Source organism: Collinsella sp. i06-0019-1H4, from assembly GCF_042849575.1.
Classification (GTDB): Bacteria; Actinomycetota; Coriobacteriia; order Coriobacteriales; family Coriobacteriaceae; genus Collinsella.
This window is the reverse complement of record NZ_BAABYB010000001.1, coordinates 2,040,969-2,066,805: the sequence shown is the minus strand read 5'-3', so window position 1 is coordinate 2,066,805 and position 25,837 is coordinate 2,040,969. Positions and strand designations below refer to the sequence as shown.

22 protein-coding genes are annotated in these 25,837 nt (G+C 60.5%); 12 read left to right on the top strand and 10 right to left on the bottom strand.

Translation table 11 applies throughout. The annotated features are described in order from the left end of the window. Positions 1 to 12 precede the first annotated feature (12 nt). Together mtnN and yihA are read left to right on the top strand one after the other, a co-directional pair. Positions 13 to 753: a 5'-methylthioadenosine/S-adenosylhomocysteine nucleosidase gene (gene mtnN, locus ACGHEN_RS09150; protein WP_390398943.1), complete on the top strand. Its 741-nt coding sequence runs from the start codon at positions 13 to 15 to the stop codon at positions 751 to 753. Between the two features lie 37 nt (positions 754 to 790). Next, entirely contained in the window at positions 791 to 1,381 is a 591-nt protein-coding gene (yihA, locus tag ACGHEN_RS09145) for a ribosome biogenesis GTP-binding protein YihA/YsxC (RefSeq protein ID WP_390398941.1), read from the top strand. 236 nt (positions 1,382 to 1,617) lie between these two features. Here yihA and thrB read toward each other — a convergent pair whose 3' ends face one another. Then, positions 1,618 to 2,499 carry a homoserine kinase gene (gene thrB, locus ACGHEN_RS09140; protein WP_118081148.1) on the bottom strand — a complete coding sequence of 294 codons (882 nt, stop codon included), beginning with the start codon at positions 2,497 to 2,499 and terminating at the stop codon, positions 1,618 to 1,620. Positions 2,500 to 2,699: 200 nt separating this feature from the next. Further along, on the bottom strand, positions 2,700 to 4,217 hold the full coding sequence (thrC, locus tag ACGHEN_RS09135) for a threonine synthase (protein ID WP_390398939.1): 1,518 nt from the start codon (positions 4,215 to 4,217) through the stop codon (positions 2,700 to 2,702). A gap of 103 nt (positions 4,218 to 4,320) precedes the next feature. On the opposite strand from thrC, the gene ACGHEN_RS09130 reads away from it, so the two are divergent. From ACGHEN_RS09130 to ACGHEN_RS09100, 7 genes are all read left to right on the top strand, one after another. Beyond that, on the top strand, positions 4,321 to 5,709 hold the full coding sequence (locus ACGHEN_RS09130; RefSeq protein ID WP_390398938.1) for an aspartate kinase: 1,389 nt from the start codon (positions 4,321 to 4,323) through the stop codon (positions 5,707 to 5,709). A 174-nt stretch (positions 5,710 to 5,883) separates the two neighbouring features. Next, complete coding sequence (locus ACGHEN_RS09125) at positions 5,884 to 6,909, top strand: aspartate-semialdehyde dehydrogenase (RefSeq protein WP_390398936.1); 1,026 nt, start codon at positions 5,884 to 5,886, stop codon at positions 6,907 to 6,909. A gap of 746 nt (positions 6,910 to 7,655) precedes the next feature. Next, positions 7,656 to 8,234 (top strand): methylated-DNA--[protein]-cysteine S-methyltransferase, encoded by a 579-nt coding sequence (locus tag ACGHEN_RS09120; protein WP_238057754.1) that lies wholly within the window; start codon positions 7,656 to 7,658, stop codon positions 8,232 to 8,234. Between the two features lie 228 nt (positions 8,235 to 8,462). Beyond that, the gene (locus tag ACGHEN_RS09115) at positions 8,463 to 9,152 is read left to right on the top strand and encodes a response regulator transcription factor (RefSeq protein ID WP_238057755.1); all 690 of its coding nucleotides are present in this window, start codon (positions 8,463 to 8,465) and stop codon (positions 9,150 to 9,152) included. 23 nt (positions 9,153 to 9,175) lie between these two features. Further along, the gene (locus ACGHEN_RS09110) at positions 9,176 to 10,522 is read left to right on the top strand and encodes a cell wall metabolism sensor histidine kinase WalK (RefSeq protein ID WP_147350664.1); all 1,347 of its coding nucleotides are present in this window, start codon (positions 9,176 to 9,178) and stop codon (positions 10,520 to 10,522) included. An 85-nt stretch (positions 10,523 to 10,607) separates the two neighbouring features. Continuing rightward, positions 10,608 to 11,309, top strand: coding sequence for an ABC transporter ATP-binding protein (locus tag ACGHEN_RS09105; RefSeq protein ID WP_138339534.1), 702 nt, complete (start codon positions 10,608 to 10,610; stop codon positions 11,307 to 11,309). 5 nt (positions 11,310 to 11,314) lie between these two features. Then, a complete protein-coding gene (locus ACGHEN_RS09100) occupies positions 11,315 to 14,080 on the top strand; it encodes an FtsX-like permease family protein (RefSeq protein ID WP_390398932.1) in 2,766 nt (921 codons plus the stop codon). Between the two features lie 115 nt (positions 14,081 to 14,195). Here the strand turns inward: ACGHEN_RS09100 and ACGHEN_RS09095 are convergent, their stop codons facing one another. From ACGHEN_RS09095 to ACGHEN_RS09075, 5 genes are all read right to left on the bottom strand, one after another. Next, positions 14,196 to 14,516, bottom strand: coding sequence for a hypothetical protein (locus ACGHEN_RS09095; protein WP_390398931.1), 321 nt, complete (start codon positions 14,514 to 14,516; stop codon positions 14,196 to 14,198). A gap of 208 nt (positions 14,517 to 14,724) precedes the next feature. Then, positions 14,725 to 15,963, bottom strand: coding sequence for an IS110 family transposase (locus ACGHEN_RS09090; protein WP_373094348.1), 1,239 nt, complete (start codon positions 15,961 to 15,963; stop codon positions 14,725 to 14,727). 561 nt (positions 15,964 to 16,524) lie between these two features. Continuing rightward, positions 16,525 to 17,445: a helix-turn-helix domain-containing protein gene (locus ACGHEN_RS09085; RefSeq protein WP_390398929.1), complete on the bottom strand. Its 921-nt coding sequence runs from the start codon at positions 17,443 to 17,445 to the stop codon at positions 16,525 to 16,527. A gap of 458 nt (positions 17,446 to 17,903) precedes the next feature. Continuing rightward, positions 17,904 to 18,983: a 6-phosphofructokinase gene (locus ACGHEN_RS09080; protein ID WP_006234882.1), complete on the bottom strand. Its 1,080-nt coding sequence runs from the start codon at positions 18,981 to 18,983 to the stop codon at positions 17,904 to 17,906. Between the two features lie 140 nt (positions 18,984 to 19,123). Then, positions 19,124 to 20,209: a carcinine hydrolase/isopenicillin-N N-acyltransferase family protein gene (locus tag ACGHEN_RS09075; RefSeq protein WP_390398928.1), complete on the bottom strand. Its 1,086-nt coding sequence runs from the start codon at positions 20,207 to 20,209 to the stop codon at positions 19,124 to 19,126. Positions 20,210 to 20,370: 161 nt separating this feature from the next. On the opposite strand from ACGHEN_RS09075, the gene ACGHEN_RS09070 reads away from it, so the two are divergent. The 3 genes from ACGHEN_RS09070 (at position 20,371) to ACGHEN_RS09060 (ending at position 22,840) form a co-directional block, all read left to right on the top strand. Further along, positions 20,371 to 21,756: a M18 family aminopeptidase gene (locus ACGHEN_RS09070; RefSeq protein WP_390398925.1), complete on the top strand. Its 1,386-nt coding sequence runs from the start codon at positions 20,371 to 20,373 to the stop codon at positions 21,754 to 21,756. Between the two features lie 216 nt (positions 21,757 to 21,972). Then, on the top strand, positions 21,973 to 22,353 hold the full coding sequence (locus tag ACGHEN_RS09065) for a hypothetical protein (protein WP_390398922.1): 381 nt from the start codon (positions 21,973 to 21,975) through the stop codon (positions 22,351 to 22,353). Continuing rightward, positions 22,346 to 22,840: a type II toxin-antitoxin system VapC family toxin gene (locus tag ACGHEN_RS09060; protein ID WP_390398920.1), complete on the top strand. Its 495-nt coding sequence runs from the start codon at positions 22,346 to 22,348 to the stop codon at positions 22,838 to 22,840. The genes ACGHEN_RS09065 and ACGHEN_RS09060 overlap by 8 nt, the downstream gene beginning before the upstream one ends. A 31-nt stretch (positions 22,841 to 22,871) precedes the next feature. On the opposite strand, the gene ACGHEN_RS09055 is transcribed toward ACGHEN_RS09060, so the two are convergent. From ACGHEN_RS09055 to ACGHEN_RS09045, 3 genes are all read right to left on the bottom strand, one after another. Then, positions 22,872 to 23,807: a D-2-hydroxyacid dehydrogenase gene (locus tag ACGHEN_RS09055; RefSeq protein WP_390398918.1), complete on the bottom strand. Its 936-nt coding sequence runs from the start codon at positions 23,805 to 23,807 to the stop codon at positions 22,872 to 22,874. Between the two features lie 133 nt (positions 23,808 to 23,940). Next, complete coding sequence (gene map, locus ACGHEN_RS09050; RefSeq protein WP_390398916.1) at positions 23,941 to 24,828, bottom strand: type I methionyl aminopeptidase; 888 nt, start codon at positions 24,826 to 24,828, stop codon at positions 23,941 to 23,943. A 160-nt stretch (positions 24,829 to 24,988) separates the two neighbouring features. Continuing rightward, positions 24,989 to 25,765: a radical SAM protein gene (locus ACGHEN_RS09045; RefSeq protein ID WP_390398913.1), complete on the bottom strand. Its 777-nt coding sequence runs from the start codon at positions 25,763 to 25,765 to the stop codon at positions 24,989 to 24,991. Positions 25,766 to 25,837 lie beyond the last annotated feature (72 nt).

The window sequence follows — 25,837 nt, the reverse complement described above, 5'->3', positions numbered from 1 at the left end:
TTGGGGAATGGCATGGCTACCATCGCGATTATCGGTGCGCTCGAAAAAGAGATCATGCAGATTAAGGAAGAGTTGAGCAACGTTTGCATGGTACAGGAGGCGGGCTTGAACGTTGTGACCGGCGGGCTCGACGGCCTGTCGATTGTCGCCACGACGGCGGGTATGGGCACGGTAAACGCTGCCGCCGCAACACAGCACCTCATTAGCAAGTATGCTCCACAGGCAGTTGTGTTTTCTGGTATCGCAGGTGGCCTGAATCCCAAGCTCCATATCGACGATGTCGTCATTGGCAAATGCCTGCGCTATCTAGATACCGATACCGCGCTTATCGCCGAGTCTGCACCGGGGCTCGAGGAGTTTGTCTCGACGCCTGCGCTGGTCGATATTGCCGCCGATGTGCTTTCTGAGCGTGGCTTTGTTGATGCTTCGACAAATGCGACCGCTTCGAACGAGGGCGCAAAGCAGTTCCTGGTCGGCACGATTGCCACGGGTAACCGCTTTGTGACGGGCGCCGCTATGCGCAATGATGCCATCGAGGCGACGCATGCCGATTGTGTCGGCATGGAGGGCGCGGCAATTGCCCATGTCGCAACCAAAAATGGTGTCGATTGCCTGGTGCTGCGTGCTATCAGCGATAATTGTGACGAGGCGTATGATGCGATTTGCGACCGCGAGTTCGATTTGTTCGAGTATGCGCGTGCCGCAAGCGATATCACGCTCGATATCGTTCGACGCATTGCCGCTGCGCAATAGCGCGTTTTTTGCAAGATCCTACGACCAAGGAGTGTCCATGGCCGATTCCATTAACTACCAGCTTGCCAAGTTCGTCGCCAGCTACGGCAAGGTTTCGCAGATCCCCGAGTCCACCTGTCCCGAGGTGAGCTTCGTTGGCCGCTCAAATGTGGGCAAGTCGTCCATCATGAACAAGCTCTTTGGCCGCAAGAACCTGGTGAAGGTTTCGAGCACGCCGGGCAAGACGAGCAACATCAATTTCTTCGAGGTCGACGACGTGCACTTTGTGGACCTGCCGGGCTATGGTTTCGCCCGTCGTTCCAAGGCCGAGCGCGACCGCTGGGCCGAGCTCATCGGCGACTTCTTCGACTCCGAGCGCAGCTTTAACTTGGTTGTGTCGCTAGTGGACATTCGCCATGACCCCAGTAAGCTCGACCATGACATGATCGACTACCTGCAGGGCAACGAGTTCAACTTTATCGTCTGCCTCACCAAGGCCGACAAGCTCAGCCGCACCCAGCAGGCCCGCCAGGCAGCTGCCATCAAAAAGCAACTCAACGTCCCGGCCGAGAACGTGATCATCACAAGCTCCCAGACCGGCACCGGCATCGACGAACTCAAGCGCCGCATCGCCGAGGCTTGCCTCTAGTAAGTGCCCCTATCAATAAAATGCAGAACATCAGCCCGGCGACTTTCCAGAGCGTAGGTCCCTGTAGCCGCCGCCGGCGAAGTTAACATAGGGGAGGCCAGGGGCTTTGCCCCCAAATCTTTCCGCAGGACGGCAGGACCCCCGCCGCACGAAGTGCGCAGCGGGGGTCCTGCCATGTCCGAGGACGATTTGGGGGCAAAGCCCCTGGCCTCCCCGGCGGGTATACGGGACGGCGACTACAGGTATTCGATCTGGGCGCCTTCCGTGTCGCACGTCAGAATATGCGTATCACACTTAGGGAACTGCTCGCGCAGCTTGACCTGCAGGAACTTTGCCACGATGGTGTCGTCGGTCACAGCCATAAGGGTCGAGCCCGATCCGCTGATCCAGATGGTCTTGGCGCCGCCGTTAAGGCAGGTGTCGCGCACGGCGTTGTAGTCGGGAATCAGACGGCGACGATAGGGTTCCTGGATGCGGTCGTCATTGGCGGCGGCAATCAGGTCGAGGTTGCCGGACTCAAGACCGCGCGTCATGCCGGCGATGCGGCCCATCTGCCATACGGCGGTGGAGAGCGGAACCTCCTGCGGCACGACCTTGCGCGCCTCGCTCGTATGCACCTCGTAGGGAGGAATCACGGTAATAAAACGCAGGCGATCGCTCACCTCGTAGCGCAGGCACTGGGGGAGCGAATCGGTCGGCGTAAAGGAGCAGACGGCGCCGCCCAGGATAGCGGGGGCGACGTTATCGGGATGGCCCTCGACCTCGGTGGCAATGCGGACGAGCTCGGCGCGGTCGACGGTGTGGCCCGTCAGCGCGGCGGCCGCCATGATGCCAGCGACGACGCAGGTGGAGCTGGAACCCAGGCCGCGGGCGACGGGAACGTCAGTCTGAATGTCGATGGCGACGGGGAAGGCCGGCTCGCCCCATGCGGCCAGTGCATCGACAAAGCTAACGTAGACCAGGTTGTTCTCGTTTTGGAATTCCTCGGGGCAGCCCGTGATGGTGAGCTTGTCGGCGCGCTCGAAGGTGAAGTGCGAGTAGAGGCTGACGGCCATGCCGAGGGTGTCGTAGCCGATGCCTAGGTTGGCGCTGGTGGCGGGGACGGTGATTTTGATCATGGGAATCTCCTGGGCGGTCTGACTGTTTAGTTCGCTGCTCGGGCAGTCCTGGCTCGCTCGGAAAGCACATTAAGTGCTTTCCGGCTCGTGCGGAACTCGCGACGAACTAAACAGGCAGACCCGCATGTCAGCTCGTCATTATCCCGGTGAGTATCTGATAAAAGAAGGTGCGCCGGCTTTCGCCGGCGCCTAGTAAGGGTTTAGTTGGTAGCCATCTTTTTTGCAGCCTGCTCTACGTAGTTGGCCATGTCGGCTACGTCGCAGACGTCTTCGAAGCGGACGGGCTTGGACTCGAGCTCGGCGAGCTGGACCGGGGCAACCGTGTTGGTTGCCTGCTCGAGCACGCGCATGGCCTCAAAGTCGTCCTCGGGAACGTCGAGGCCCAGGGCGTCGCAGCAGGCGCGCGGGAACTTGTAGGGGCTGGCGGTCGAAAGCAGCACGCGGGCCTTGGCGCCCTCGGCGGGAGCGACCTGCTCAAAGACGTGATAGCCGCAGGCGGTGTGCGGGTCGATCACGTAGCCGTTCGCGTCCCAGCAGCTCTTGATGGCAGTGCGTACCTCGTCCTCGCTGGCCCAACCGCAGCCAAAGACGCTCTGAATCTTTGCCAGCAGGTCGGCGGGAACTTCGTAGCGACCAGTCCGCGCCAGCTGCTCCATAAGGCCGGCAACGAGCTCACAGTCGCCATCGGACAGGAAGTAGAGCATGCGCTCCAGGTTAGAGCTGATGAGGATGTCCATCGAAGGCGAGATGGTCGTGAAGAACGGGCGGTTGCGGTCGTAGACGCCGGTGCTCAGGAAGTCAGCCAGCACGTTGTTCTTGTCGCTCGCGACGATGAGCTTGGCGACGGGCAGACCCATGCGCTTGGCATAGTAACCGGCCAGGATATCGCCAAAGTTGCCGGTCGGTACGCAGAACTCCACGGCGTCGCCGGCCTCGATGGCGCCGGCGCGCAACAGCTGCGCATAGGCGGCAAAGTAGTAGACGACCTGCGGTACCAGACGGCCGACGTTGATGGAGTTGGCGCTCGAAAGCACCGTGCCTGCGGCCTCCAGACGCTCGGCAAGCTCCTTATCGGCAAAGATGCGCTTGACGGCGCTCTGGGCGTCGTCAAAGTTGCCGCGGATGCCGCAGACGGCGACGTTATCGCCCTCCTGCGTGGACATCTGCAGGTTCTGGACGCGGCTGACCTTGCCCTCGGGATAAAAAACGGTGATGCCCGTGCCCGGAGTGTCGGCAAAACCGGCGAGCGCGGCCTTGCCCGTGTCGCCCGACGTGGCGGTGACGATCATGATGCGCTCGGCGCCGCCGTCCTTGGCGGAAGTGCGGGCCATCAGACGGGGGAGCATCTGCAGGGCGACGTCCTTGAAGGCGCTCGTGGGGCCGCCAAAGAGCTCCATCACATAGGTCTGAGGGGCATCAGCGCCCGGCGCAGCGTCGAGTTTGACGAGCGGCGTAACCTCTTCACTCGCAAACGTGCCGCGGTATGCCTCGTCGACACACGCCGAAATTTCTTCGGCCGTGTAATCATTCAGTAACATTCCCAACACATCTTGAGCGATTTCAAAGTACGATTTATCTGCAAGCGAGCTGATATCGACCTGCTGGGTGCCGAGCTCGTCCGAGACAAACAAACCCCCGTCGGGAGCGATGCCGGTGCGGATTGCCACCTTACTTGAGCACGATAAAGTGCGTCCTCGTGTACTATGATAAGTTCCCATATAACACTGCTCCTCGGATGCCTTGGTCCCAATCGGTGAAACCATGGTATCAGAGCGCGCAAAACAGGTTTGCAGAGGCTTTTAGAAAGGTAACCTCAAGCCCATGATTAAGATTGCCAAGTTTGGCGGCTCGTCGGTCGCCGACGCCGAACACTTTAAGAAGATCAAGGCCATCGTCGATGCCGACCCTGCCCGCCGTTTTGTGGTGGTTTCTGCCTGCGGTCGCCGCTTTAAGGGCGACACCAAGGTGACCGACCTGCTCTACCTGGTTAACGCGCACGTTAAGTATCACGTGTCGTGCGAGGAACTACTCGAGGACATCGGCCAGCGCTATTTTGATATCGCTGACGAGCTGGAGCTCACCTATCCCATCCGCGAGGAGTTCGCGGCCTTTGCCGAGCGCGCCCGCTCGGGCGGCTACTCTACCGAGGAGCTCGTGAGCCGCGGCGAGTACTTCACCGCTCGCCTGATGGCCGAGTACCTGGGTCTGCCGTTCCTGGACGCCGCGACGGTTGTGGCGTTCCATCACGACGGTACGCTCAGCATGAACCGCACCTCCGAGTTGGTGCAGGAGTACGGCCAGCAGGGCGGCTTTGTTATGCCTGGTTTCTACGGCGCGACGCGTGAGGGCCAGATCAAGCTGCTCGATCGAGGCGGTGGCGATATCTCGGGCTCGATTCTGGCCAAGTGCCTTGGCGCCGATCTGTACGAGAACTGGACCGACGTTTCGGGCTTCTATTCTGCCGATCCGCGTATTGTTCCCGAGGCTCAGCCCATTGCGCGCGTTACCTACGAGGAGCTGCGCGAGCTTTCGTACATGGGCGCAAGCGTCCTGCACGAGGAGGCCGTTTTCCCCGTGCGCGAGGCAGGCATTCCGCTGGTCATCAAGAACACCAATGCGCCGCAGGACCCCGGCACCATCATTAGCGAGACGGCTGACGAGGGCGAGGCGGAGCCCATCATTACCGGCGTGACCGGCAAGCGCGGCTTTGTCGCCATCAACGTGGCTCGCGACCGTACCAAGCCCCGCGTCGGCTTTATGCGCCGCGCGCTTTCGGTGTTCGAGCGCTATGACGTTTCCGTCGAGCACATGCCCACCGGTGTCGACCGCTTTGGCGCCGTGGTGCAGGAGCAGGACGTTCACGACTCGCTGTACTCGCTTGTGAGCGACATTCAGCAGGAGGTCGAGCCGCTCGAGATCGAGGTTGTCGAGGGCCTGGCGCTTATCGCGACCGTCGGTCGCAACCTGCGTGGTCGTGCCGGCATCTCGGGCCATCTGTTTGGCATGCTTGGCCAGGCCGGCGTGAGCGTGCGTATGATTTCGCAGAGCTGCGACGAGATCAACATCATTATCGGTGTCGAGGAGAAGGACTTCGACCTGGCGATTCAGACCATTTACCGTGCCTTCTCCGATGAGAACGGCATTGTGAAGGTCTCCGACCTGGAGGCTCCTGCGCCGGCCGATCCCACCTTGGCAGCGCTCCACAAGTAGCTGCTATCCCGGTGGATTTTTGGGACAAGTGCCAAAAATCTAGCGCGGGGCGTTTCGTTTCGGTTTCGTTTCGACGGGGCGGGTTTCGTGCCTGCCCCGTTCTTGTATACACTGGCAACAATAATCAGCCTGCTCGGCGTGCGGGCAAAAGCCAAAACCTTTAAAGGGGGAAGCATGAAACAGTACACGGTTGCTATTTTGGGCGCGACGGGAGCCGTGGGCACCCAGATGCTCGAGTGCCTCAACGAGCAGGAGTTCCCGGTCGGCAAGCTCAAGCTGTTGGCAAGTGCACGCTCCGCGGGCAAGACCGTTGAGTTCCGCGGCGAGCAGATCGTGATCGAAGAGGCTTGCCCCGAGGCCTTTGAGGGCTGTGATATTGTGCTCGGAGCCGCCGGCGACGATATCGCGAAGGAGCTGCTGCCCGAGGCCGTCAAGCGCGGCGCCGTCGTAGTCGACAACAGCCATGCCTTCCGCATGGATCCCGAGGTGCCGCTGGTCGTGCCCGAGATCAATGCCGACGATATCAAGTGGCATCATGGTCTTATCGCCAACCCCAACTGCGCGACCATCATCGGCCTGGTTCCCACGTGGCCGCTGCATCAGCTTGCCGGCGTAAAGCGCATGATCGTCTCGACGTACCAGGCGGCTTCGGGTGCTGGCGCCCCCGGTATGGCCGAGCTCGAGGCTCAGCTGGCCGCCCTGGGCCGTGGCGAGGAGATTCCCGAGCCGCGCGCGTTTGCTGCCCAGCTGGCGAGTAACCTGATTCCGCAAATTGGCGGCGTCAAGGAGGAGGGCTTTACCTCCGAGGAGATGAAGCTGCAGAACGAGGGCCGCAAGATCATGCACCTGCCCGAGCTGCGCGTGAACTGCACCTGCGTGCGCGTGCCCGTGCTGCGCTCGCACTCCGAGAGCATTACGCTTGAGTTTGAGCGCGACATTACGGTTGACGAGGCCCGTGCTGCGCTGGCTGCCGCTCCCGGCGTCAAGCTGGTTGACGATATGGCTGCCGAGGATGCGCACGACCGCTTCCCCATGCCGATGGATACGTCCGACCAGGATTTGATTTGGGTCGGTCGCGTGCGCCGCGACATCTCGAACCCTGATGCCGCGCGCGGCATCACCTTCTGGTGCTGCGGTGACCAAATCCGTAAGGGCGCGGCAACCAACGCCGTCCAGATCGCTAAGCTGCTCTGCGAGTAGTGTGACCTGTCCGGCGGGGGCCGGGCTTAGTTTTCAGAACGTCCTCGACCATGTGTGGCGCCTTGTCCTGCTCCTTCGGAGCCGCGGACAAGGTGCCACACTGGTCTGCGGAGTGTTCTGAAAACTAAGCCCGGCCCCCGCCTGCGGTGACGCTGCTGTAAGCGGCCTGCGATGGGGTCGTTGTTGGTTGGGGCCGCTGGGCTGATGTGGGGGCACGTGGTTGTTGCGGGCCCTAGTCCCGGCGGCGACCCCGGCGCTTCGCGCCTGCCGCCTTTTGGGACTGTGGAGCGCCGCCGGCAGCTGCGGCGCTGTTGCGCCTGCTGCCTGCGGGAACTTTGGGGTTGAGGCGGTAACTTTGGCGCGCCTGTGTTTGTTGCTTGTGAGGGCTTAGGGGTTGATGCGAATCGAAGGTGAATGGTTTTCCGGGAAGTGAACGACCTATTTTGGACCCTTGAAGCATCGGCATATTTTGGCCGCCATTTCCTGCGGTTTTATCGCATGAATCCTGCTGTTTTGCAATTAAAAAATGCGGATGCTTCGGGGCCCTAGTTTTACTCGTCCACTTCTCGGAAAACCATTCACCTTCGTTTTTGCCGGACATCGTTTTGGGCGTTGCGACTCGGTATCGGCCGATATTGAGAGGGAAAACGCCCTCTCTTGGACAATCGAGTCTGTCCGGACGCATCTGCGGGAGTTGTCTGCACAATTCGCGGTATTATGGAGCGGAGTTTTGAAAGGAGCCGCTGGTGGTCACGACGACGTTTGCTTCGCCTTTGGGCGAAATCTTGCTTGCCGCTGATGGCCGCGGTCTGACGGGGCTTTGGTTTGAGGGGCAGGAGCACTTTGGCTCCACGCTTCTCAAAGAAGATGCGGAGTACGTTGAAGGTGCCGATGCGGTTTCTGGTGCTGGCGGCATGTCGTCGGTGAGTCCCGCAAATGGTGTAGCCTCTTCGGTGCTTGAACGTTCCTGGGCTTGGCTGAATGCTTATTTTGCAGGGCAGGAACCTCGGTTTACGCCGCCGTTACATATGATCGGCACGGCGTTTCAGCGCGAGGTTTGGTTTGAGCTGCTTTCCATTCCGCGTGGCGAGGTTGCCACGTATGGCGAGATCGCCCGGCGTGTTGCGGCTCGACATCGTGTACCGGGAAACGAGGCGCCCGTTGTGTCTCCTCGTGCGGTGGGGGCTGCGGTCGCACGTAATCCCATTTCGATTATCGTGCCGTGCCATCGCGTGGTGGCGGCCGACGGATCGCTCAACGGATATGCCGGCGGCCTTGACCGCAAGGAGTGGCTGCTGCGGCTCGAGGGTGCGTACGAGGAGTAACGTCAGGACACTTTGCATAGCCAAGACGCCGTGAAAGAACGAGTCGCCGTCTTTTCGCGACCGGCATGCGTCCAAGCGCTCGGCATCTGAGCCTTAAGTTTGGTTAAGCCATATCCTGCGTATTTGAAAACGTGCAGGTTGAGCAGCTAAGGCTGCGCTAAGACGGCTGGCGGTGCGCTATCATCGGCGGTATCGAAACCTGTATAGCCGTGCGCCAAAGGAACAACTATGAAGCTGATGCTTGCCGAGGACGAACCCGGCCTCTCCCGTGCCCTTACCGCGATTCTTCAACATAGCGACTACGAGGTCGATGCCGCCCTCGACGGTCTGACGGCGCTCGAATATCTGCTCGCCAACGACTATGACGCCGCAATCCTGGACATCATGGTGCCCGGCATGGATGGCATTGAGGTGCTCAAGCGCACACGCGCCGCCGGTAAGCGACTGCCCATCATCATGCTCACGGCCAAAAGCGAGGTGTCCGATAAGGTTGAGGGCCTGGACGCCGGCGCCAATGACTATCTGACCAAGCCGTTTGCCGCCAAGGAGCTGCTCGCGCGCATTCGCGCCATGACGCGCGCCGCGACTGCGATCGATGCCACGACGCTCAGTGTGGGCAACGTGCGCCTCGATACGGCGGCTTGCACGCTTGTGGGTCCCTTGGGCGAGGAACACCTAGCCAATCGCGAGTTTCAGCTTATGGAACTCTTTATGCGCAACGCTGGCACGCGCATGCCCACCGAGCGTCTGATGCTCGAGGTTTGGGGTGAGGACGCGCCCGAAGGCGCCAACGTGGTGTGGGTCTACATCTCGTACCTGCGCAAAAAGCTGGCGGCGCTGGGTGCCAATGTGGCCATCCGCGCGTCGCGCAACCAGGGATATTCGCTTGAGGTTGTCGAGGAAGGCGAGCAGGCGTGAGCGTGCGCACGTGGTGTAAACGCATGACGGAGCGGTTTCACGCCGCCTCGAGTAGTACGGGGCGGGCAAATTCTGCTGACGCATTGGGCCGCCGCCTGCGTCGCAAGTTCATCCTGGTTGCCATGGGCGCCGTGACCGTGGTGCTCACGCTCATCATCGCCGGCATCAACATCGTCAATTATTCGCATGTCTGCAAGATGGCCGACGCTCGCCTGGACTATATCCTGGCGGGCAAGGACGGTATCGATTGGGGGAACGAGCCTAAAGCCGATCCCGGCCAGGATGCGGTTGCCGGCAAGGTTGCTACTGGTAACCGGGCGGCTGTTCGCGACGGGCGTTTTGAAGGCATGACGGCGGAAGCTCCCTTTGACACGCGCTACTTTACGGTGACGATTGCCGCCGGACAGGTTGCCGATGTCAACACGGCCCGCATTGCCGCGGTGGGTGCCAAGCGCGCCGCCAGTATTGCCGCAAAGTTGCATTCCAAGGGTTGGGTCTCGGGTTTTTCTGGCAATTATCGCTATACGACTGACGTTCAAGACGGTGAGACCACCTATGTGTTCGTGGACTGCTCGCGTGAGCTTGCAAGCTTTCATTCGTTTTTGAGCGCGAGCGTGGCAATCAGTTGCATTGGCTGGTTGGCAGTGCTGGCAATTGTGGCGGGCGCCTCGGGTGCGGTGATTCGGCCGATGGTCGAGAGCTACAGCAAGCAAAAGCGCTTTATTACCGATGCAAGCCACGAGATCAAGACGCCGCTAGCTGTGATCGACGCCGCCAACGAGGTGCAGGAAATCGAGAGCGGCGAGAGCGAATGGACGCAGAGCATTCACGAGCAGGTCGCGCGGCTGACGGCGCTGACGGAGCGTCTGGTGTTCCTGGCGCGTATGGACGAGGGTTCGGCCGGCTTTACCATGACATCGATCGATCTTTCGGAGGCCGTGGACAAGGCGGCGGCGCCGTTTGAGTCGGTGGCGGTTTCGCGCGGCAAGCGTCTGTCGACGTCGATTGCGAGTGGCGTGCGGGCCCATGCCGATGCTGCGGCGGTAGCGCAGGTGGTTGAGTTGCTGCTGGACAACGCCACACGCTACGCAAGCGAGGGCAGCGTGATTGAGCTAAGCCTGCGCGCAGACTCGCGCGGTGCGGGCAAAGGCTCGGCCGAGCTTGTCGTATCGAATGCTGTTGATGAGCTGCCCGAGGGTGACCTGGACCGGCTGTTTGACCGCTTCTACCGCGCAGATGTCTCGCGTAACTCCAAGACGGGCGGCTCGGGCGTGGGCCTATCTGTGGTGCGAGCCATCGCCGAGGCCCATGGCGGGAGTGCTTCTGTCTGCGGCCACAGCAACCAGATTACCTTCATCGTCCGCTTCTAAAACCTGCCAAAATAAACCTGTCCCTTTTTGGTCGGTGGGAAATGGGTAATACTAAAGAGTTATCCGACCAGATGGGAATTAATCGATGGCCTATATCGAATTCAAAGACGTCATCAAAGCATACGGCGAGGGCGACGCCCGCATTCATGCGCTCGACGGCGCGAGCTTTACGGTCGAGCGCGGCGAGCTCGCCATCATTCTGGGTGCTTCGGGTGCCGGCAAGACCACGGCGCTCAACATTCTGGGCGGCATGGATACGGCGACCTCCGGCACCGTGACGGTGGACGGGCGCGACGTGAGCTCTGCCAACGAGGCGCAGCTCGTGGAATACCGCCGCGCCGACGTCGGCTTTGTCTTCCAGTTCTACAATTTGGTTCCCAACCTGACGGCGCTCGAAAACGTCGAGCTCGCGGCGCAAATCTGCCCCGATTCGCTCGATGCCGAGCAAACGCTTTGCCAGGTTGGCCTGGGCGAGCGCCTTGCCAACTTCCCCGCGCAGCTTTCGGGCGGCGAGCAGCAGCGCGTGTCCATCGCCCGCGCGCTGGCCAAGAATCCCAAGCTGCTTCTGTGCGACGAGCCCACGGGTGCGCTCGACTACAAAACCGGCAAGCAGATCTTGCAGTTGCTGCAGGATACCTGCCGCAAGCAAGGCATCACGGTCATTATCATCACCCACAACTCCGCGCTGGCGCCCATGGCCGATCGCTTGATTCGCTTTAAGAACGGTCGCGTGGAGAGCGAGACGGTCCAGCAAAATCCCGTGCCTATCGAGACGATCGAGTGGTAGCGCCCATGGACCAAGATTGCCAAAACAGCCAAAACCACGATACGGAGCACGCGGGCCGCGACCGGGAGTTCGCGACCTACCGTACCGCTCAAAGCTCAAACGATATGGTGCCGACGGTTTTTCGCCGTGGCATCTACCGCACGATTCGGGGCAGTCTTAAGCGCTTCCTATCTATCGTGGTCATCACTGCGCTTGGCGTGAGCGTGATGTGCGGCCTTAAGGCGGGCTGCGAGGATTTGTGCGATTCGGTCGACGCCTATTTTGACCAGCAGAATGTCTATGACATTAACGTGCAGTCGACCTATGGCCTTACGCGTGACGATCTTGCGGCTATCCAAGAGGTCGACGGCGTCGAGACGGCCGAGGGCATCTACACCGAGACCGCCTACACCGCCGTGGGCACAACGCGCGAGCGCGTGGTCGTGCAAAGTCTCTCCAAGGAGAACATCGATCAGCCAGTGCTCGTGAACGGCGATTTGCCCGAGAGCGCCGATGAGGTCGCGGTGACTTCGAAGTTCCTGAAGGCTTCGGGCAAAAAGCTCGGCGATACGGTGAGTTTTGCCGCCAATGACGCGAGCTCGTCCAACCAAAGTGCCAAGGATCAGTTTGCCGCGGGCGATTACACCATTACGGCCGAGGTCCTCGATCCTACCGACGTGAGCTCCGACTCGACAGTCAACGCCTTTCGCGCTGCCTCGGCCGCGGATTACAAGTTCTACGTGAGCGAGGATGCCGCGACATCTTCTTCCTACTCCGCAGTCCACGTGATCGTCGAGGGAGCCAAGAGTCTTAACTCCTATTCAGATGCCTACACGACAAAGATCAACGAGGTCAAAGGCAACATCGAGAAGATCCGCGAGGAGCGTGAGAAGGCGCGCGTCCAGGAGTTGACGGTTGACACGCCGTCAAGCTTGGATACGGCCGAGCGTCAGGCCGCCATGCTCTTTGGGATCGAGCAGGATAACATCAACCGTATGGCCGAGGGCAGCGAGGAGCGCGTCCAGGCTCAGGCCGAGTTGGACCAGCGCCGCGCCGCCGCCGACCAGCATTTTGCCGATGCCCGCGCCGAGCTTTCCGATCTGGGCGAATGCACCTGGTACATTCAGGACCGCGGTAACATCGCAAGCTACTCGAGCGTCGAGAGCGACAGTTCTTCGATCGAGGCCATCGCCACGGTGTTCCCGTTTATCTTCTTTATCGTCGCCGTGCTCATCAGCCTCACCACCGCCACGCGCATGGTCGAGGAGGAGCGCACGCTTATTGGCCTGTACAAGGCGCTTGGCTATTCACGCGAGCGCATCCTGTCCAAATACGTGGACTATGCGCTGTGGGCATGTCTGATCGGCGGCGTGCTCGGCAACATCATCGGCTTTGTGGGCCTGCCACTGTTCTTGTTTACGGTGTTCGACGACATGTACTCGCTGCCCCAGATGCTGCTTTCGTACGATATCGTGTCTTCACTCGTGTCGGTGGCGCTGTTTGCCGTGGGCGTGGTGGGCGCTACGATTATCGCCTGCCGCCACGAGATGGCCGAGACCCCGGCCTCGCTCATGCGTCCCAAGGCCCCACGCGCCGGCTCTCGCATCTTGCTTGAGCGCATCGGCTTTATCTGGCGCCGCATGGGCTTTTTGAACAAGGTGGCAGCACGTAACCTGTTCCGCTACAAAAAGCGCGCCTTTATGACCATCTTCGGTATCGCCGGCTGCACGGCGCTCGTGATCTGCGGTATGGGCATTCGCGACACGTCGGTGGCGCTTTCGCCCAAACAGTACGGGCATATCACGCGCTACGACCTGCTGGCGGTCGCCAATCCCGACGATTTTTCGCAGACGTGCGCGGCATTGGATGAGCGCAGCGCGGCCAATGATTTCAACGTGACCGTGACCTCGACCCTGCCGATTATGACCGACAACGTCACCTTTACGTTTGGCGGCAAGAGCGAGACCGTGCAGCTGATCGTGGTGCCCGATAACCGCACGAGTGACTTGGGCGATTACGTGCGTCTGGAGGATGAGTCCAAAGAACCGCTGCCTTTGCGTGACGGAGACGTGTATCTGAGCAAAAGTTCACAGCTGGTGCTGGGGATTCAGCCGGGCGATACGGCTCACGTCCAGGATTCGTCGCTCAATGTTGCCAAGGTCAAAGTCAGCGACATTTCGCTTAACTATCTGGGCAACACGCTTTACATGACGCAGGGCACCTATGAACGTGCGTTCGGTCGAAGCGCACGTCTTAACGGCGTCTTTGTGCTGCTTAAGGGCTCGTCGGCCGACCAGATTGCGTTTAGCAAGAATCTTAAGAGTGACGGTTGGCTTACGATTTCGAGTACGGCCGAGCATTGGGAAAACTATGAGGCGAACTTTACGATTATCAATTCGGTCGTGGTGCTCGTGACCTTCATGGCGGCGTGCCTATCGTTTGTGGTGGTGTTTACGCTGTCCAACACGAATATCTCCGAGCGCGAGCGCGAGCTGGCGACCATTAAGGTGTTGGGCTTCCGTCGCGGTGAGGTGCACCATTACGTCAACAAGGAGACGTTGATCCTCACGGCGATTGGCGCTGCGCTGGGCGTGCCGCTGGGCGGCTTGCTGGCCGAGAGTTTTACGTACATTTTGCAGATGCCGTCGCTGTACTTTGACGTCGAAGTCGAGCCGCTGAGCTACGTGCTTGCCGTGGTGCTTTCCTTTGGCTTTACGTTTATCGTCAACCTCGCCACCAATCGTACCCTCAACAAGATCGACATGGTCGGCGCCCTCAAGAGTGCCGAGTAACCTGCCAAAAAGGGACAGGTTTATTTTGGCAGGTTTTATCTGGGCAAACGCCGGACACCTACGGGCGATCCGGCGTTTGCCCCGTTTTGCTGGGGATGTCTGTCGTTCAGTGCTCTTACTGGCCAATCCAGTGTTGCGCATAGCTCTTAATGTCCTCGGTAAAACCGTCAAGGTCGTCAAGGGTGATCACGCTGTCGATAAGCAAATTGGCTATCTCGCGGTGCATTGTGCTGCGGCGAATGTCGTTTGCAATTACGCCTGAGGACAGCTTGTCTCTATTGAGGTGCTCTTCTAGTGCCCAAAATCTACTGGACGCTTCGCTGTCGCCGTTCAGCATCTCAACGTACTGGCCGATGAGCTTTTCCATATAACGTTCTTGCCATTGAGGAAGCATTTTCTTAAACAGCTTCCAGTCGCTTTCGGCTACGTCGCGCATATGTCCTCCGCTCGTCAAACGGGCTTTCCATTTGCCTTTCATTCTATTTGGTTTTCGCTCGCAGGCGTGGATGAGAGGCTCTCTTTAGCCTTCGAGATTGGGCTTGAATGGGTCGTATGCCACAAAACGGGCCTATCTACTACGTTTAATTGGATACTCTCAATCATGCCGGGGAAACGAAAAATAAAACCGACGCTCCTATAAGTTGTCAAGAGGCAGTTTGCGGGAGCGTTCTCTCCAATTCGCACAGGAGCTCGTAATACCTCCTCTCCAGTTTCGTCGACCGCCGTTTCCCCCGTTCCAAGTGCCCGAGTGTGGCTGCGGACAGGCCGAGCTCCGCGGCGGCTTTCTTCTGAGTCACCCGCATCGCCTTGCGCATCTTCGCGAGCTCGGGGCCTTCCGGCGCGGCGCCGTCGGGGTTCGGGTCCATGAGCACGTGGTACACCTCCCGCGCTATGTAGCGCTTCAGGCAGCGGACCGCCTCCCGCCGGGACTTCCCCTCGGAGGTCCGCCTCGCCACGTACCTCCTCGTCCTCTCGTCGTACGCCATGCGCTTGATCGCGATCTCGTAGAGCGCCCAGTTCGCCTGCCGGTTGCCGCCGCGGTTGAGCCTGTGCCGGTCCGTCTTCCCGCTCGACGCGGGGATCGGCGAGGCGCCGCACATCATCGAGAACGCCGCCTCGCCCTTCAGCCTGCCGGGGTTGTCGCCGGCGGCCACGACCAGGGCGGCGGCGGTCGTGGTGCCGCAGCCCTCGACGCCGAGCAGCGCGGGCGCGTTCGCCTCCAGCAGCGCGCGGATGCGCTCGTCGAGGGACTCGACCTGGCTGCGGGCCTCCTTCCAGACCGCCGCGACGGACCGCAGCGAGGCCAGCACGCTCTCCTCGAGCGCGTCGCCCGCCTTCCTCCCGCGCGCGAGCAGCGGCATGAGGTCCTTCGGCCGCTCGCGGCCCCTGAACCGCTCCCTCAGGGCGCTCGGGGCCGTCGTGAGCATCGACTTCGCGCAGGCCACGCAGGACGTGGACGTCGCGACGGCCAGCCTGCGCGCGACGTAGAGCTGGCGCACCGCCTCGACCCAGCCGTCCTGCGACTTCGGCACGGAGCAGCCCCTCCCGGACGCCGCCTTGCGCGCCGCGCGCTCGGCGTCCAGCGGGTCGCTCTTCCCCTCGCCGGGCCTCACCTTGTCCCTCTTGGGCCTGAGCACCTCGACGACGTTGTACCCGAGCTCCACGAGCCTCCTCGTCAGCCCGGCCCCGTACGATGCCGTGCCCTCGACGCCGACGACCATGCAGCTCCCCGGGTCGCCTATCGCCTCCGCCAGCCTGTCGTAGCCCTCGGGGTCGGCCCCGAAGCTCCCGCTCCAGATCTTCCTCCCGAGGCCGTCGAGCAGGCACAGGACATGCACGTCCTTGTGCGTGTCGACGCCCGCGATGACCGTTTCGCCTTCCATTTTCGCTCCCCTCGGTCTGCCGCCTGCTCCGCGCCCGGGTCTCCCAGACATTGCACTGACGGGAGCGCTACAATCCAATTGGCTTGTCCGATTGTCCGCGCTCATGCTCCTATTAGGTCATGGCAGGACTCCGGGACGCGGATGCCGGGGCGAGACAGGTCGGATTTGAGGACGGCCGAAGAGGCGTCAGCAGGTCAGTGGGTCATCGTCCCGGCATTCAGCATCAGGGTAGCGCTGCGACGCGGAAATCGCGCGCCGTTGCCGCGCCCCGCAGTGCCCGCTTCCCCCGAGAACAATTATCAGTGCAGGTAGAAGGCCTGTCGATTTTCAAAAAAGGCAGGCATGGTCGGCTCTCTCGAGTTAAACGTAGTAAATAGGCCCTTTTCTTGGCGCGTGGTCAGCTCAATGCTAATCTCCGTGCCGGAACTGGCCCAGTTGTTTGTAAGTTGCGGTGATATAGGGACTGTTTGACGCTTTGGAGCCTCAAAACAGTCCCTATATCACCGCAACTTGGAAGGGGCGGGCGGTGTCGGATGAGTGGCGCTGGCTGGTTGGGGCGGTTTAGGCCTGTTTGCGGCACTTCCATTGTTTGCGACACCAGCGCATGAGCGCCTTTACGATGGGAATCGTGATGAGGATGATCCATGCAGGATGGGGCTGTCCCAAACAGAGCCACATGTAGAGGAACCAAGCGATGGCGGCTGCTGGATAGACGCATTCAGTGAGCTTTGACAAATGGCGTCGATCGATAAAGTCACCAATCGCGTAGTAGACGGGAACCAAAAAGACGAGGAAAAGCCCCATGCCCCATGTGCCGTAGACAATGCCGAGCACCAGATAGGCGAGAGTGACAAGTGCGGGGAAGGGGAATTTGTTCCATGCACGTCCGACCTTGGTGTGGAAATGCTTGCCATGATGGTCGAGCTTGTCGTGTGCTTCCTTCCAGCTGGAAAACGTCTCGCCGTCGATGGTGACGGTGCCGTCGTCATTGGTACGCACGCTATGTCCATCGTCCTCAAGCGTATCGATATGCACGCCGCCCGGCCCCACATGCACCTCTTCGCCCTTGCGCTCGTTGGTCACATGGATGCCGCTCCAACCAACATGGACTTCCTCGCCTTTATTGGGATCAATGACGTGGATACCGCGCGCGAGGGAAATATCGACAAGTGGTTTGTCACCGCAATCGGCGTGCTCGGCAGAATCCTCAGCCTCGTCAGCCACATCCGCCGTCTCGGTGTCGGCACTACCGTCCTCCGGGCCGTCGGCAGCGTTGGCCGCCTCCCCATATAGCAGCTTGTCCAACGACACGCCATACAGCGCGGCGAGCGCAATGAGGTTATCGGTATCGGGTGAGGACTCGCTGCGCTCCCATTTACTAACAGCCTGGCGGCTTACGCCCAGCTGGGCAGCAAGCGCCTCCTGAGAAAGCCCGGCAGCTTTACGGCGATCGACGAGGCGCTGTGCCATCGCAAGATCCATGGTGGTTCCTTTCGTTTGATGGTCGAATCGAATGAGCCGAGTATGCCGAGAACAACCGGTAGCGACCACCATTTCTAGTTAGAATCTGCTCAAACCCTACCGCAACTACCGGTAGCAACCCCTAACGACCAGCCATTTTAGGACAAATGTCAATGCAAGTAGCAGCCAAGAGCTCCCACTCAGTAAATTGCGGTGGAGTAGTTCCTAAATTCAGCCATTTGCGGACTAAGCAGGAACTATTTCACCGCAACTGAATTTCAGGTCAGGCATCCGCAGCAAGAAGACGAATAGCCTCGGCCTCCCTAGTTACCGCAGGAGGCCCCAGGGCTTACCTCCCAAATCTTTCCGCAGGACGGAAGGACCCCGCCGCGCGAAGCGCACGGCGGGGTCCTGACATGTCCGAGGACGATTTGGGAGGTAAGCCCTGGGGGCTCCGATGGGGGCGGTTCCAGCCGAGGCTATTCGTCGCCGAAGCTGATGCCCAGCGCCTTGGCCTCGCGCACCAGATCACTCTGGGGGTCGACAAACTTGAGCTTGCCGGCGACATCCTCGAGCGGCATGTGGCACATTTTGCCGTCGCGCAGGGCAATCATGTAGCCAAACTCGCCACGCAGGCAGCCAAGCGCGGCCTCGACGCCGCACTGGGTCGCAAAGATGCGGTCCTGAGCGTCGGGCTGGCCACCGCGCTGCGTGTGACCGGGGATGGCGACGCGGGTCTCGCGACCGGTCTTGGCTTCGATCTCCTTGGCGATGTCGTACACGATTGACGGGCTCGTGCGCTCGGCGAGCTTCTTCTTGTACTCCTTCTTGGACAGTGCCGCGTCCTCTTTGGAGATGGCGCCCTCGGCGACGGCCACGATGGTAAAGCGGCTGCCGGTCTCCATGCGATGCTCAATGGTCTTGATGACGTTATCCATGTCGTAGGGAATCTCGGGAATCAAGATGACATCTGCGCCGCCCGCGACGCCGGCATACAGCGGGATCCAGCCAACCTTGTGGCCCATGATCTCGATAACGAACACGCGCCCGTGACTCGACGCGGTGGTGTGGATGTCGTCGATGCACTTGGTAGCGACGTCGATGGCGCTCGTAAAGCCAAACGTCAACTCGGTGCCCCAGGTGTCGTTATCGATGGTTTTGGGTAGGGCGATAACGTTGAGGCCCTCTTCGCGCAGGCGGTTGGCGGTCTTGGTGGATCCGTTGCCGCCCAGCATAAACAGGCAGTCGAGCTGCAGCTTGTGATAGGTGTGGACCATCGCGGGCACCTTCTCGACGCCATCGGCTTCGGGAATGTCCAAGCGCTTGAACGGCGTGCGGCTCGTGCCCAGGATGGTGCCGCCGCGGGTGAGGATGCCGCTAAAATCGGCGGGCGTCATGACGCGGAATCTGCTGTAGATAAGGCCCTGGTAGCCGTCCTCAAAACCATAGATCTCGATAGGTTCTTCGCTATTTGTCATAAGCGTTTTGACGATGCCGCGCATAGTGGCGTTGAGCGCCTGGCAGTCGCCGCCACTGGTAAGAAGACCGATCCTAAGCATGATGAATCCTTCCGGGCAAGTTATAACATGCGCATAAGTTTACCCCCGCACACTGTTGACGCGGGGGTAAAACGTGTTAGCTCAAGCGTATGGAAATGTAAACAACGTCAGGCGGGCGTAAGGTTGACGGGCCTGGCTCCTTACAGTGCGAAGGCGTCGACGTCGCCCCAGTGGCGGCGCAGCGTAATAGCGGCGGCGGGTTCGGTATTGTCAAAGACGACCGACCATTGCGTATTGCTGGTGATGTCTTCCGGATTGGGTTCTTGCGCTGCGGCACGCAGGGCTTCCCAGACAATCGTTTCGTCCTGGGCACCGACATGGGCGTCAAGAACATCGGCGATTGCGACGGCGCGCTCTTTACCATGGCCCAGCTCGCCATTCTTTTGGTTGGGCAGCACTTCGTCGTCATAGCAGGCGTAGAAGTTCGTAACCTGGCGTACAGGAGTCGCTTTGAAAGCGCGGTCCGGATCGCGTGGGTCCCATTCTACTACGCGCGCGTCACCGGCGGCGTCGTTGATAAAGAAGTGGTAATCGCGTCCTGCCATGGCGTGCATGTCGTAGGCGAAAAGCAGGTCGACAGCTTCTTGCGTGGTGGCGGCACGGTCGAGCACCAGACGGATGACGAGCGAGGTGTTGATGACGGGCCGTTGCGTGTCCTGGTCACAGGGCTTGGAATCCAGGGTGAGTACGGCAATGGACACGCCGCATTCGTTAACACCGTCGAGCTGGGCAAACGGGCCCATGAGTGCCGCGGCGCGTCCGGCGACGGAGTCAAGCGGAGTGTTATCGCCCAGGTTGTTAAGGGCGGCAAGCCCGATGGAAGCATAGCCGCCGCGTGGGTGATTGCGCACCAGCAGCGCCGAGGTGTCGTCCTTAAAGTCGTAATTGCGACCGGTGCGCACGCGGCCTTCGGCATCTACGGCGACAAAAGCACTGCAGGCAAACTGGGGCGCCTGGACATGTGCCGGCACACCGGGCAGCACCTGCGCCACCACGGCATCGATGTAGGCCTGGTCGTCGCGCACGCCAGCGGCGATGATGCGATCGAGATCGTAGTCGTAGGTGATGTCGATTGCGTACAGGTCATAGCCATCCGCGTAGCCGGTCAAGCGTTTGAGCGACGCGGCGGATTTGATTTGCTTGTGATAAACGATACCGGTGGCAGCGGCAAGGCCGACGGCGACTCCCGCGACACCGCAGGTGATGGCAATGTTACGTGGCTTCATGACGACTCCTCTCGTCCTGTTAGCGCAATTGTCGCAAAAGGAGCGCGGGCATGATGGCTCAACTTGGTGAGTGGCGCGGAATTAAGCACGGAATGAAGAGTGCGGCGCTGGCGTGGCGGGGTATGCTGGAGGGGATCATCAACCCAGCGAAAGGGGAGAGCATGACGGATCAGGAAACGCCCGAGCGCGCGCATGTGACGGCCGATGATATCGAGGCCGCCAACGACCTTATCGACTTTATCGAGGCATGCCCCAGCATGTTCCATACGGCGGCGACCATTATGGCCGAGCTCGACGAGGCGGGCTTTACCTACCTGCCCGAGAATGCGGCGTGGGACATCGAACCGGGCGGGCGTTATTACACGCAGCGCAACACCTCGAGCGTTGTTGCCTTTAAGGTGGGCGAGGACCTGGCCGCGACGTGGGGCGAGGACGGTGTTGCCGGTGACTATCATTTTCAGCTCACGGCGTCGCACAGCGATTCGCCGACGTTTAAGGTCAAGGCCGTGCCCGAACTCGACGGTGCGGGCGAGACGCTGCGTCTGAACATCGAGGCCTACGGCGGCATGATCGACTACACTTGGTTCGACCGCCCGCTGGCGCTCGCGGGCCGCGTACTGGTGCGCGAGGGCGACCGTATCGAGAGCCGCCTGCTTGCTACCGAGCGCGAGGTCGCTATCATTCCGAGCCTTGCCATCCACATGAACCGCGGCGTTAACGAGGGCTTTGCTCCCAACCGAGCCGTCGACCTGTGCCCGCTCATCAGCGCCGGCGAGCTTAAACAGGGAGATTTTGACGCACTGATCGCTGACGAGTTGGACGTTGAGCCCGAGCAGATCCTAGGTCGCGATCTGTTCCTGGTCAATCGTCAGGATGCGCGCATTTGGGGCTGGGCCGACGAGTTCATCTCGACGCCCAAGCTCGACGACCTGGCCTGCGCCTACACCTCACTGCAGGCATTTTTGGGTGCCGAGAACGCGCACGACGTTTCGGTCTTCTGCTGCTTTGATAATGAGGAGGTTGGCTCCGAGACCAAGCAGGGCGCCATGTCGACGTTCTTGGCCGACGCGCTGCGCCGCATTAACGGATCGTTGGGCTTTGACGACGAGTCGTACCACCGCGCACTTGCCGCCTCGATGCTTGTAAGCTGCGACAATGTACATGCCGTGCACCCCAACCATGCCGAGAAGTGCGATGCCCGCAATCAGGTGGTACTCAACGGCGGCATCGTCATCAAGGAAGCCGCCAACCAGCACTACTGCACCGATGCCTTTAGCCGCGCGGTGTTCCAGGCCATCTGCGATGACGCCGACGTGCCCACGCAGGCCTTCGCCAACAAGAGCGACATGGCCGGCGGCTCCACGCTCGGCAATCTGTCCAATATGCAGGCGAGCATGCATGCCGTGGACGTGGGCCTGCCGCAGCTTGCCATGCACTCGAGCTACGAGACCGGCGGCGTGCGCGACGTGATGTACGCCATCCGCGCCCTCACTGCTTTCTACGAGCGCAACCTAACCATCAACGGAGCCGAAAGCGTGAAGCTCTAAAATCGACCAAAAAGGGACAGGTCCATTTTGGCAGGTTTTATCTGGGCAAATGCAAAGGGTGAAACCGAACTAGATCTGTGATACGTAGCCGCCGAGGTGCAGTGTGCCTCGGCGGCTTTTTGTGTACAGAGTACGGCTAATGCTTATAAATGCTATACATGCTTTACGTATCTACCATAGAGTTTTATGATAGGTTTGAAGTATTAAGGAGGGGTCATGACCACAACAGCCGCTCAGATCAACGTACGCCTCGATGCCGATCTTAAAAGGAGTGGGGACGCCGCGCTCTCTAGCGCTGGCATGACACCGAGCCAAGCGGTGCGTGCGCTCTGGCAACTTGCGGCATCTCTGGCTGATCGCCCCGGCGCGCTCCAGGACCTCCTTTCGCCCAGTCGTGTCCGGGCGGAACAGCGCGAGCGGGAGAAAGTCGCCAAGCACAAGCTCGAACTCATCGACCGGGGTTCGCAACTGTTCGCTGCTGCTTGCCGTGAATCGGAAATTGACTTGGCTAAGGTGCAGCCCTCGGGCGATGAAGAACTCAAACGAAACGCCTATGCGGATCGCTATGGCGAGGAGATGAGCTGGCTCTATGAGTGAGGCTCCAAAGCGCATCTTGGTTGACACCAACGTGTGGCTCGATTACTTCATTCCCTCACGACGTGGTCGTTCGGTGGCGATTGATTTTTTACGCGATGCATGCACGGCGCAGGTAGATTTACTGTATGCGGCGACATCGTCCAAAGACCTGTTCTATTTAATTTCAAGTGAGCATAAGGCATGGTATCGGCGAGAGCACGGTTCGCTTTCCCAGGATGCCGCTACGGCGGCGACATCGCTTGCATGGGATTGTCTCAGCGTGCTGTCACAGCTTGCCACGCCAGTGCCCTGTGACCTGAGCGACATATGGATGGCGAGCAAGCAGCGTGAGCTCCATAGCGATTACGAAGACGATTTAATCATCGCGGCAGCGATGCGCGCAAAGGCAGACCTTCTGGTCACCAACGATGTCAAGCTCTGCTCACACGCGCCCGTCGCAGTAATGAACGTCGAAAACGCAAGAAACTACTTGGCAACGCTCAAATAGCTCTAGACCCCGCAGGTAGAACGCCGGAACCCTAGTGTTCGATCCAGCAGCGGAGCGTCTCGCCGGCTTGCAGATGACGCAGGTTCTCCGCGGCGATGTCGACGACGTTGTTGAGCGTGGCGGCTAGGTGGAACCAGCCGGACACGTGCGGCGTGATGAGCATGTTGGGCGCGTCCCACAGCGGGTTTGTCGCGGGCAGGGGCTCGGGATCGGTGACGTCGACCGCGGCGCCGGCGAGATGTCCCGACTCCAGAGCGGCAACCAAGTCGTCGGCAACCACAAGATCGCCACGGCCGCCGTTGGCAAAGAAGGTGCCCGGTTTCATCGCGGCGAAGAACTCGGCGTTCGCCAGGCCGCGGGTCTCGGGTGTGCTGGGCATAAAGGATGCGACGATGTCGGCCTCGGCCAGGCGCTCAGACAGGGCATCCATGCCGTCCATGTCCTCAAACACAATGGGGTAGACGAGCGGATGGCGCTTGATGCCGCGGACGTGTGCGCCCATGCTGCGGCAGAGCGTGGCAAAGTGGCCGCCGATATCGCCCGCGCCCAGCACCAGCACGTTGGCATTTTTGAGCGAGGTGACCGGGCCCAAGTCCTCCCAGCGATGCTCGCTCTGCAGGTCCTGGTAGCCGGGCAGGCGCTTCATCATTGACAGCACCATGGCAAACATGTGCTCGCTTACGGCCTGACCGTAGGCGCCGATCGAGCAAGACAGCTTGGCGTCAGCCGGCACGGTGCCAGCAGCAAGGTAGTCGTCATAGCCGGCGGTCTGCAATTGCAACAGCTGAAGATGCTCGCATGCCGTGAGCATGTCAGGGTCGATGTTGCCCAGGATCACGTCGGCATCGGCGACCTGCTCGTGCGTGGCGGCGTCGGCGCTCGTGTAGATAAAGTCCTCGCCCGGAGCGCTCGACTCGAGGATCGCGCGGTGACGATCGTTGACGGGCAACAAAACCAGGATGTTCACAAGCAGTCCTCTCCGCTCGACCTACCAAAAAGGGACAGGTTTATTTTGGCAGGTTTTATCAGGCAAAACGCTATAAAAACGCCGGGCTTCGCGATGGTTAACATATCCATCGTGAAGCCCGGCGCATCCACGGCTACCAGCTCAGCAACTCGTAGCCGTCCTCGGTCACCACGAGCTGTACCTCGCACTGGGCCGAATCGCTGCCGTCCTTGGTGCGCACGCACCAGCCGTCACCCTTGCTGATCTTGATGTCGGGCGCTCCGGCGTTGACCATGGGCTCGATGGTAAAGACCATGCCCGGCACCATGATGGTGTCTACGTCGGGCGCCTCGGTGGTAAAGCCCACAAACGGGTCCTCGTGGAACTCCTTACCGATGCCGTGTCCGCCGTACTCACGCACCACGCTAAAGCCGGCGTCCTCGACGGTCTTTTGCACGGCCTCGGCCATAACGGAGAGCGGTAGCCATGGCTTGACGGCTGCCAGACCCGCCTCCACGCTGGCACGGGTGACGTCGACCAGGCGCTGGCGCTCGGCCGAGACCTCGCCGATGCAGAACATGCGGCTCGAATCACTAAAGTAACCGTCCAAGATCGTGGAGCAGTCCACGTTGATGATGTCGCCCTCGTGCAGCACATCCGCATCGCAAGGGATACCGTGGCAGACGACGTCGTTGATCGAGGTGCATACGCTCTTGGGGTAGCCCTCGTAGTTGAGGTCGGCCGGCGTGCCGCCGTGCTCGACGGTGTAGTCGTAGATCATCTGGTCGATCTGGTTGGTGGTCATGCCTGCGGCGATATGCTCGCCCACATAATCGAGCACGCCCACGTTGATGGCGGCCGAGCGCTTGATGCCCTCGATATCGGCGGGCGTCTTGTAGAGCGTGCGGGGCAGAACCTCCCAGCCCTCTTCCCACAAGCGCTCGAGGCGCTCATCGAAGGTGCTATGGCATTTCTTATATTTTTTGCCGCTGCCGCACCAGCAAGCGTCGTTGCGGCCGGGCACGGGTCCTTTGTCAAACATGGCTAACTTCCTTTCATCCGCAGCTAGTATAGCCCACCCACGCGTCTATAAAAGTTGCGGTGATATAGTTCCGATTTAAGCGGTTTAACAGCACAAATAGGAACTATATCACCGCAACTGATGGGGCGGGATGGCGGGCACTGGCTGCTGCGTGGTTTTGCTAGTAGCTCACCTGGCAGGGGATGCCGAGGGCGCGCACGCGTGCGGCGATCGTGTCGAGTGCCTCGGGCGCTGCTTTGGCAAGGCCGGCGACCGGTGTCTCGCGCGCCACCGTGTAGATGGTCGTCTCCTGCGGGCGAATGCGCTCGAGCGCCGCGAGCCAAGGGCCGACGTACTCCTCGCCGGTGTTATCGAGAGACTTGCCCCGGTACTCGCCGCTCAAAAACATCGTTTGGATAATAACGTGACCGTCAAAGCTCGCGAACGTTTCGATCTGGTGCTCTACATCGTAGGGGCCAACGGGCTGGTCGAGCAGCTGGATAAATGCCGGGTCGACGGTATCGAGCTTAAGAATGTTGTCGTCGACCATCATGAGCGCGTCGTGCACCTCGGGGCGGTCGGCGCGCGTACCGTTGGAGAGCACGGCGATCTTGGAGTTTGGGGCAAGCTCGTCGCGCAGCGCGACGGCGCCGGCAATGGCCTGCGGAAACTCCGGTGCGGCGGTGGGCTCGCCGTTGCCTGCGAAGGTGATCACATCGGGGAGTTCGCCCTCGGCTGCCATCTCGCGCAGCTTTGCCTCGAGCGTGTCGAGTACCATGGCAGCTGTGTTGTACGGCTCATGGCAGGGGCGCTCGGCGTTGAGGCCGTTTTCGCAGTAAATGCAGTCGAACGTGCAGATCTTACCGCTGGCCGGCATCATGTTGACGCCGAGCGAGAGGCCAAGGCGACGGCTGCGAACAGGCCCAAAGATGGGGCTGGCATTCAAAAACGTAGACATAGGCATATGCTCCTCAAGACAATTGTGCCTAAGCATAGCATCGGCTCCAAAGCAAGGTGCGGGCTCTTGCTT

Bases quoted from the DNA above. Each gene is read 5' to 3' on its own strand.
- mtnN (WP_390398943.1), top strand. From the start codon at position 13: ATGGCTACCATCGCGATTATCGGTGCGCTCGAAAAAGAGATCATGCAG.
- ACGHEN_RS09075 (WP_390398928.1), bottom strand. From the start codon at position 20,209: ATGAAGCCACGTAACATTGCCATCACCTGCGGTGTCGCGGGAGTCGCC.
- ACGHEN_RS09045 (WP_390398913.1), bottom strand. From the start codon at position 25,765: ATGTCTACGTTTTTGAATGCCAGCCCCATCTTTGGGCCTGTTCGCAGC.
- thrB (WP_118081148.1), bottom strand. From the start codon at position 2,499: ATGATCAAAATCACCGTCCCCGCCACCAGCGCCAACCTAGGCATCGGC.
- ACGHEN_RS09125 (WP_390398936.1), top strand. From the start codon at position 5,884: ATGAAACAGTACACGGTTGCTATTTTGGGCGCGACGGGAGCCGTGGGC.
- thrC (WP_390398939.1), bottom strand. From the start codon at position 4,217: ATGGGAACTTATCATAGTACACGAGGACGCACTTTATCGTGCTCAAGT.
- ACGHEN_RS09105 (WP_138339534.1), top strand. From the start codon at position 10,608: ATGGCCTATATCGAATTCAAAGACGTCATCAAAGCATACGGCGAGGGC.
- ACGHEN_RS09130 (WP_390398938.1), top strand. From the start codon at position 4,321: ATGATTAAGATTGCCAAGTTTGGCGGCTCGTCGGTCGCCGACGCCGAA.
- ACGHEN_RS09080 (WP_006234882.1), bottom strand. From the start codon at position 18,983: ATGCTTAGGATCGGTCTTCTTACCAGTGGCGGCGACTGCCAGGCGCTC.
- ACGHEN_RS09090 (WP_373094348.1), bottom strand. From the start codon at position 15,963: ATGGAAGGCGAAACGGTCATCGCGGGCGTCGACACGCACAAGGACGTG.
- ACGHEN_RS09060 (WP_390398920.1), top strand. From the start codon at position 22,346: ATGAGTGAGGCTCCAAAGCGCATCTTGGTTGACACCAACGTGTGGCTC.
- ACGHEN_RS09085 (WP_390398929.1), bottom strand. From the start codon at position 17,445: ATGGATCTTGCGATGGCACAGCGCCTCGTCGATCGCCGTAAAGCTGCC.
- ACGHEN_RS09100 (WP_390398932.1), top strand. From the start codon at position 11,315: ATGGACCAAGATTGCCAAAACAGCCAAAACCACGATACGGAGCACGCG.
- map (WP_390398916.1), bottom strand. From the start codon at position 24,828: ATGTTTGACAAAGGACCCGTGCCCGGCCGCAACGACGCTTGCTGGTGC.
- ACGHEN_RS09070 (WP_390398925.1), top strand. From the start codon at position 20,371: ATGACGGATCAGGAAACGCCCGAGCGCGCGCATGTGACGGCCGATGAT.
- ACGHEN_RS09115 (WP_238057755.1), top strand. From the start codon at position 8,463: ATGAAGCTGATGCTTGCCGAGGACGAACCCGGCCTCTCCCGTGCCCTT.
- yihA (WP_390398941.1), top strand. From the start codon at position 791: ATGGCCGATTCCATTAACTACCAGCTTGCCAAGTTCGTCGCCAGCTAC.
- ACGHEN_RS09095 (WP_390398931.1), bottom strand. From the start codon at position 14,516: ATGCGCGACGTAGCCGAAAGCGACTGGAAGCTGTTTAAGAAAATGCTT.
- ACGHEN_RS09065 (WP_390398922.1), top strand. From the start codon at position 21,973: ATGACCACAACAGCCGCTCAGATCAACGTACGCCTCGATGCCGATCTT.
- ACGHEN_RS09110 (WP_147350664.1), top strand. From the start codon at position 9,176: ATGACGGAGCGGTTTCACGCCGCCTCGAGTAGTACGGGGCGGGCAAAT.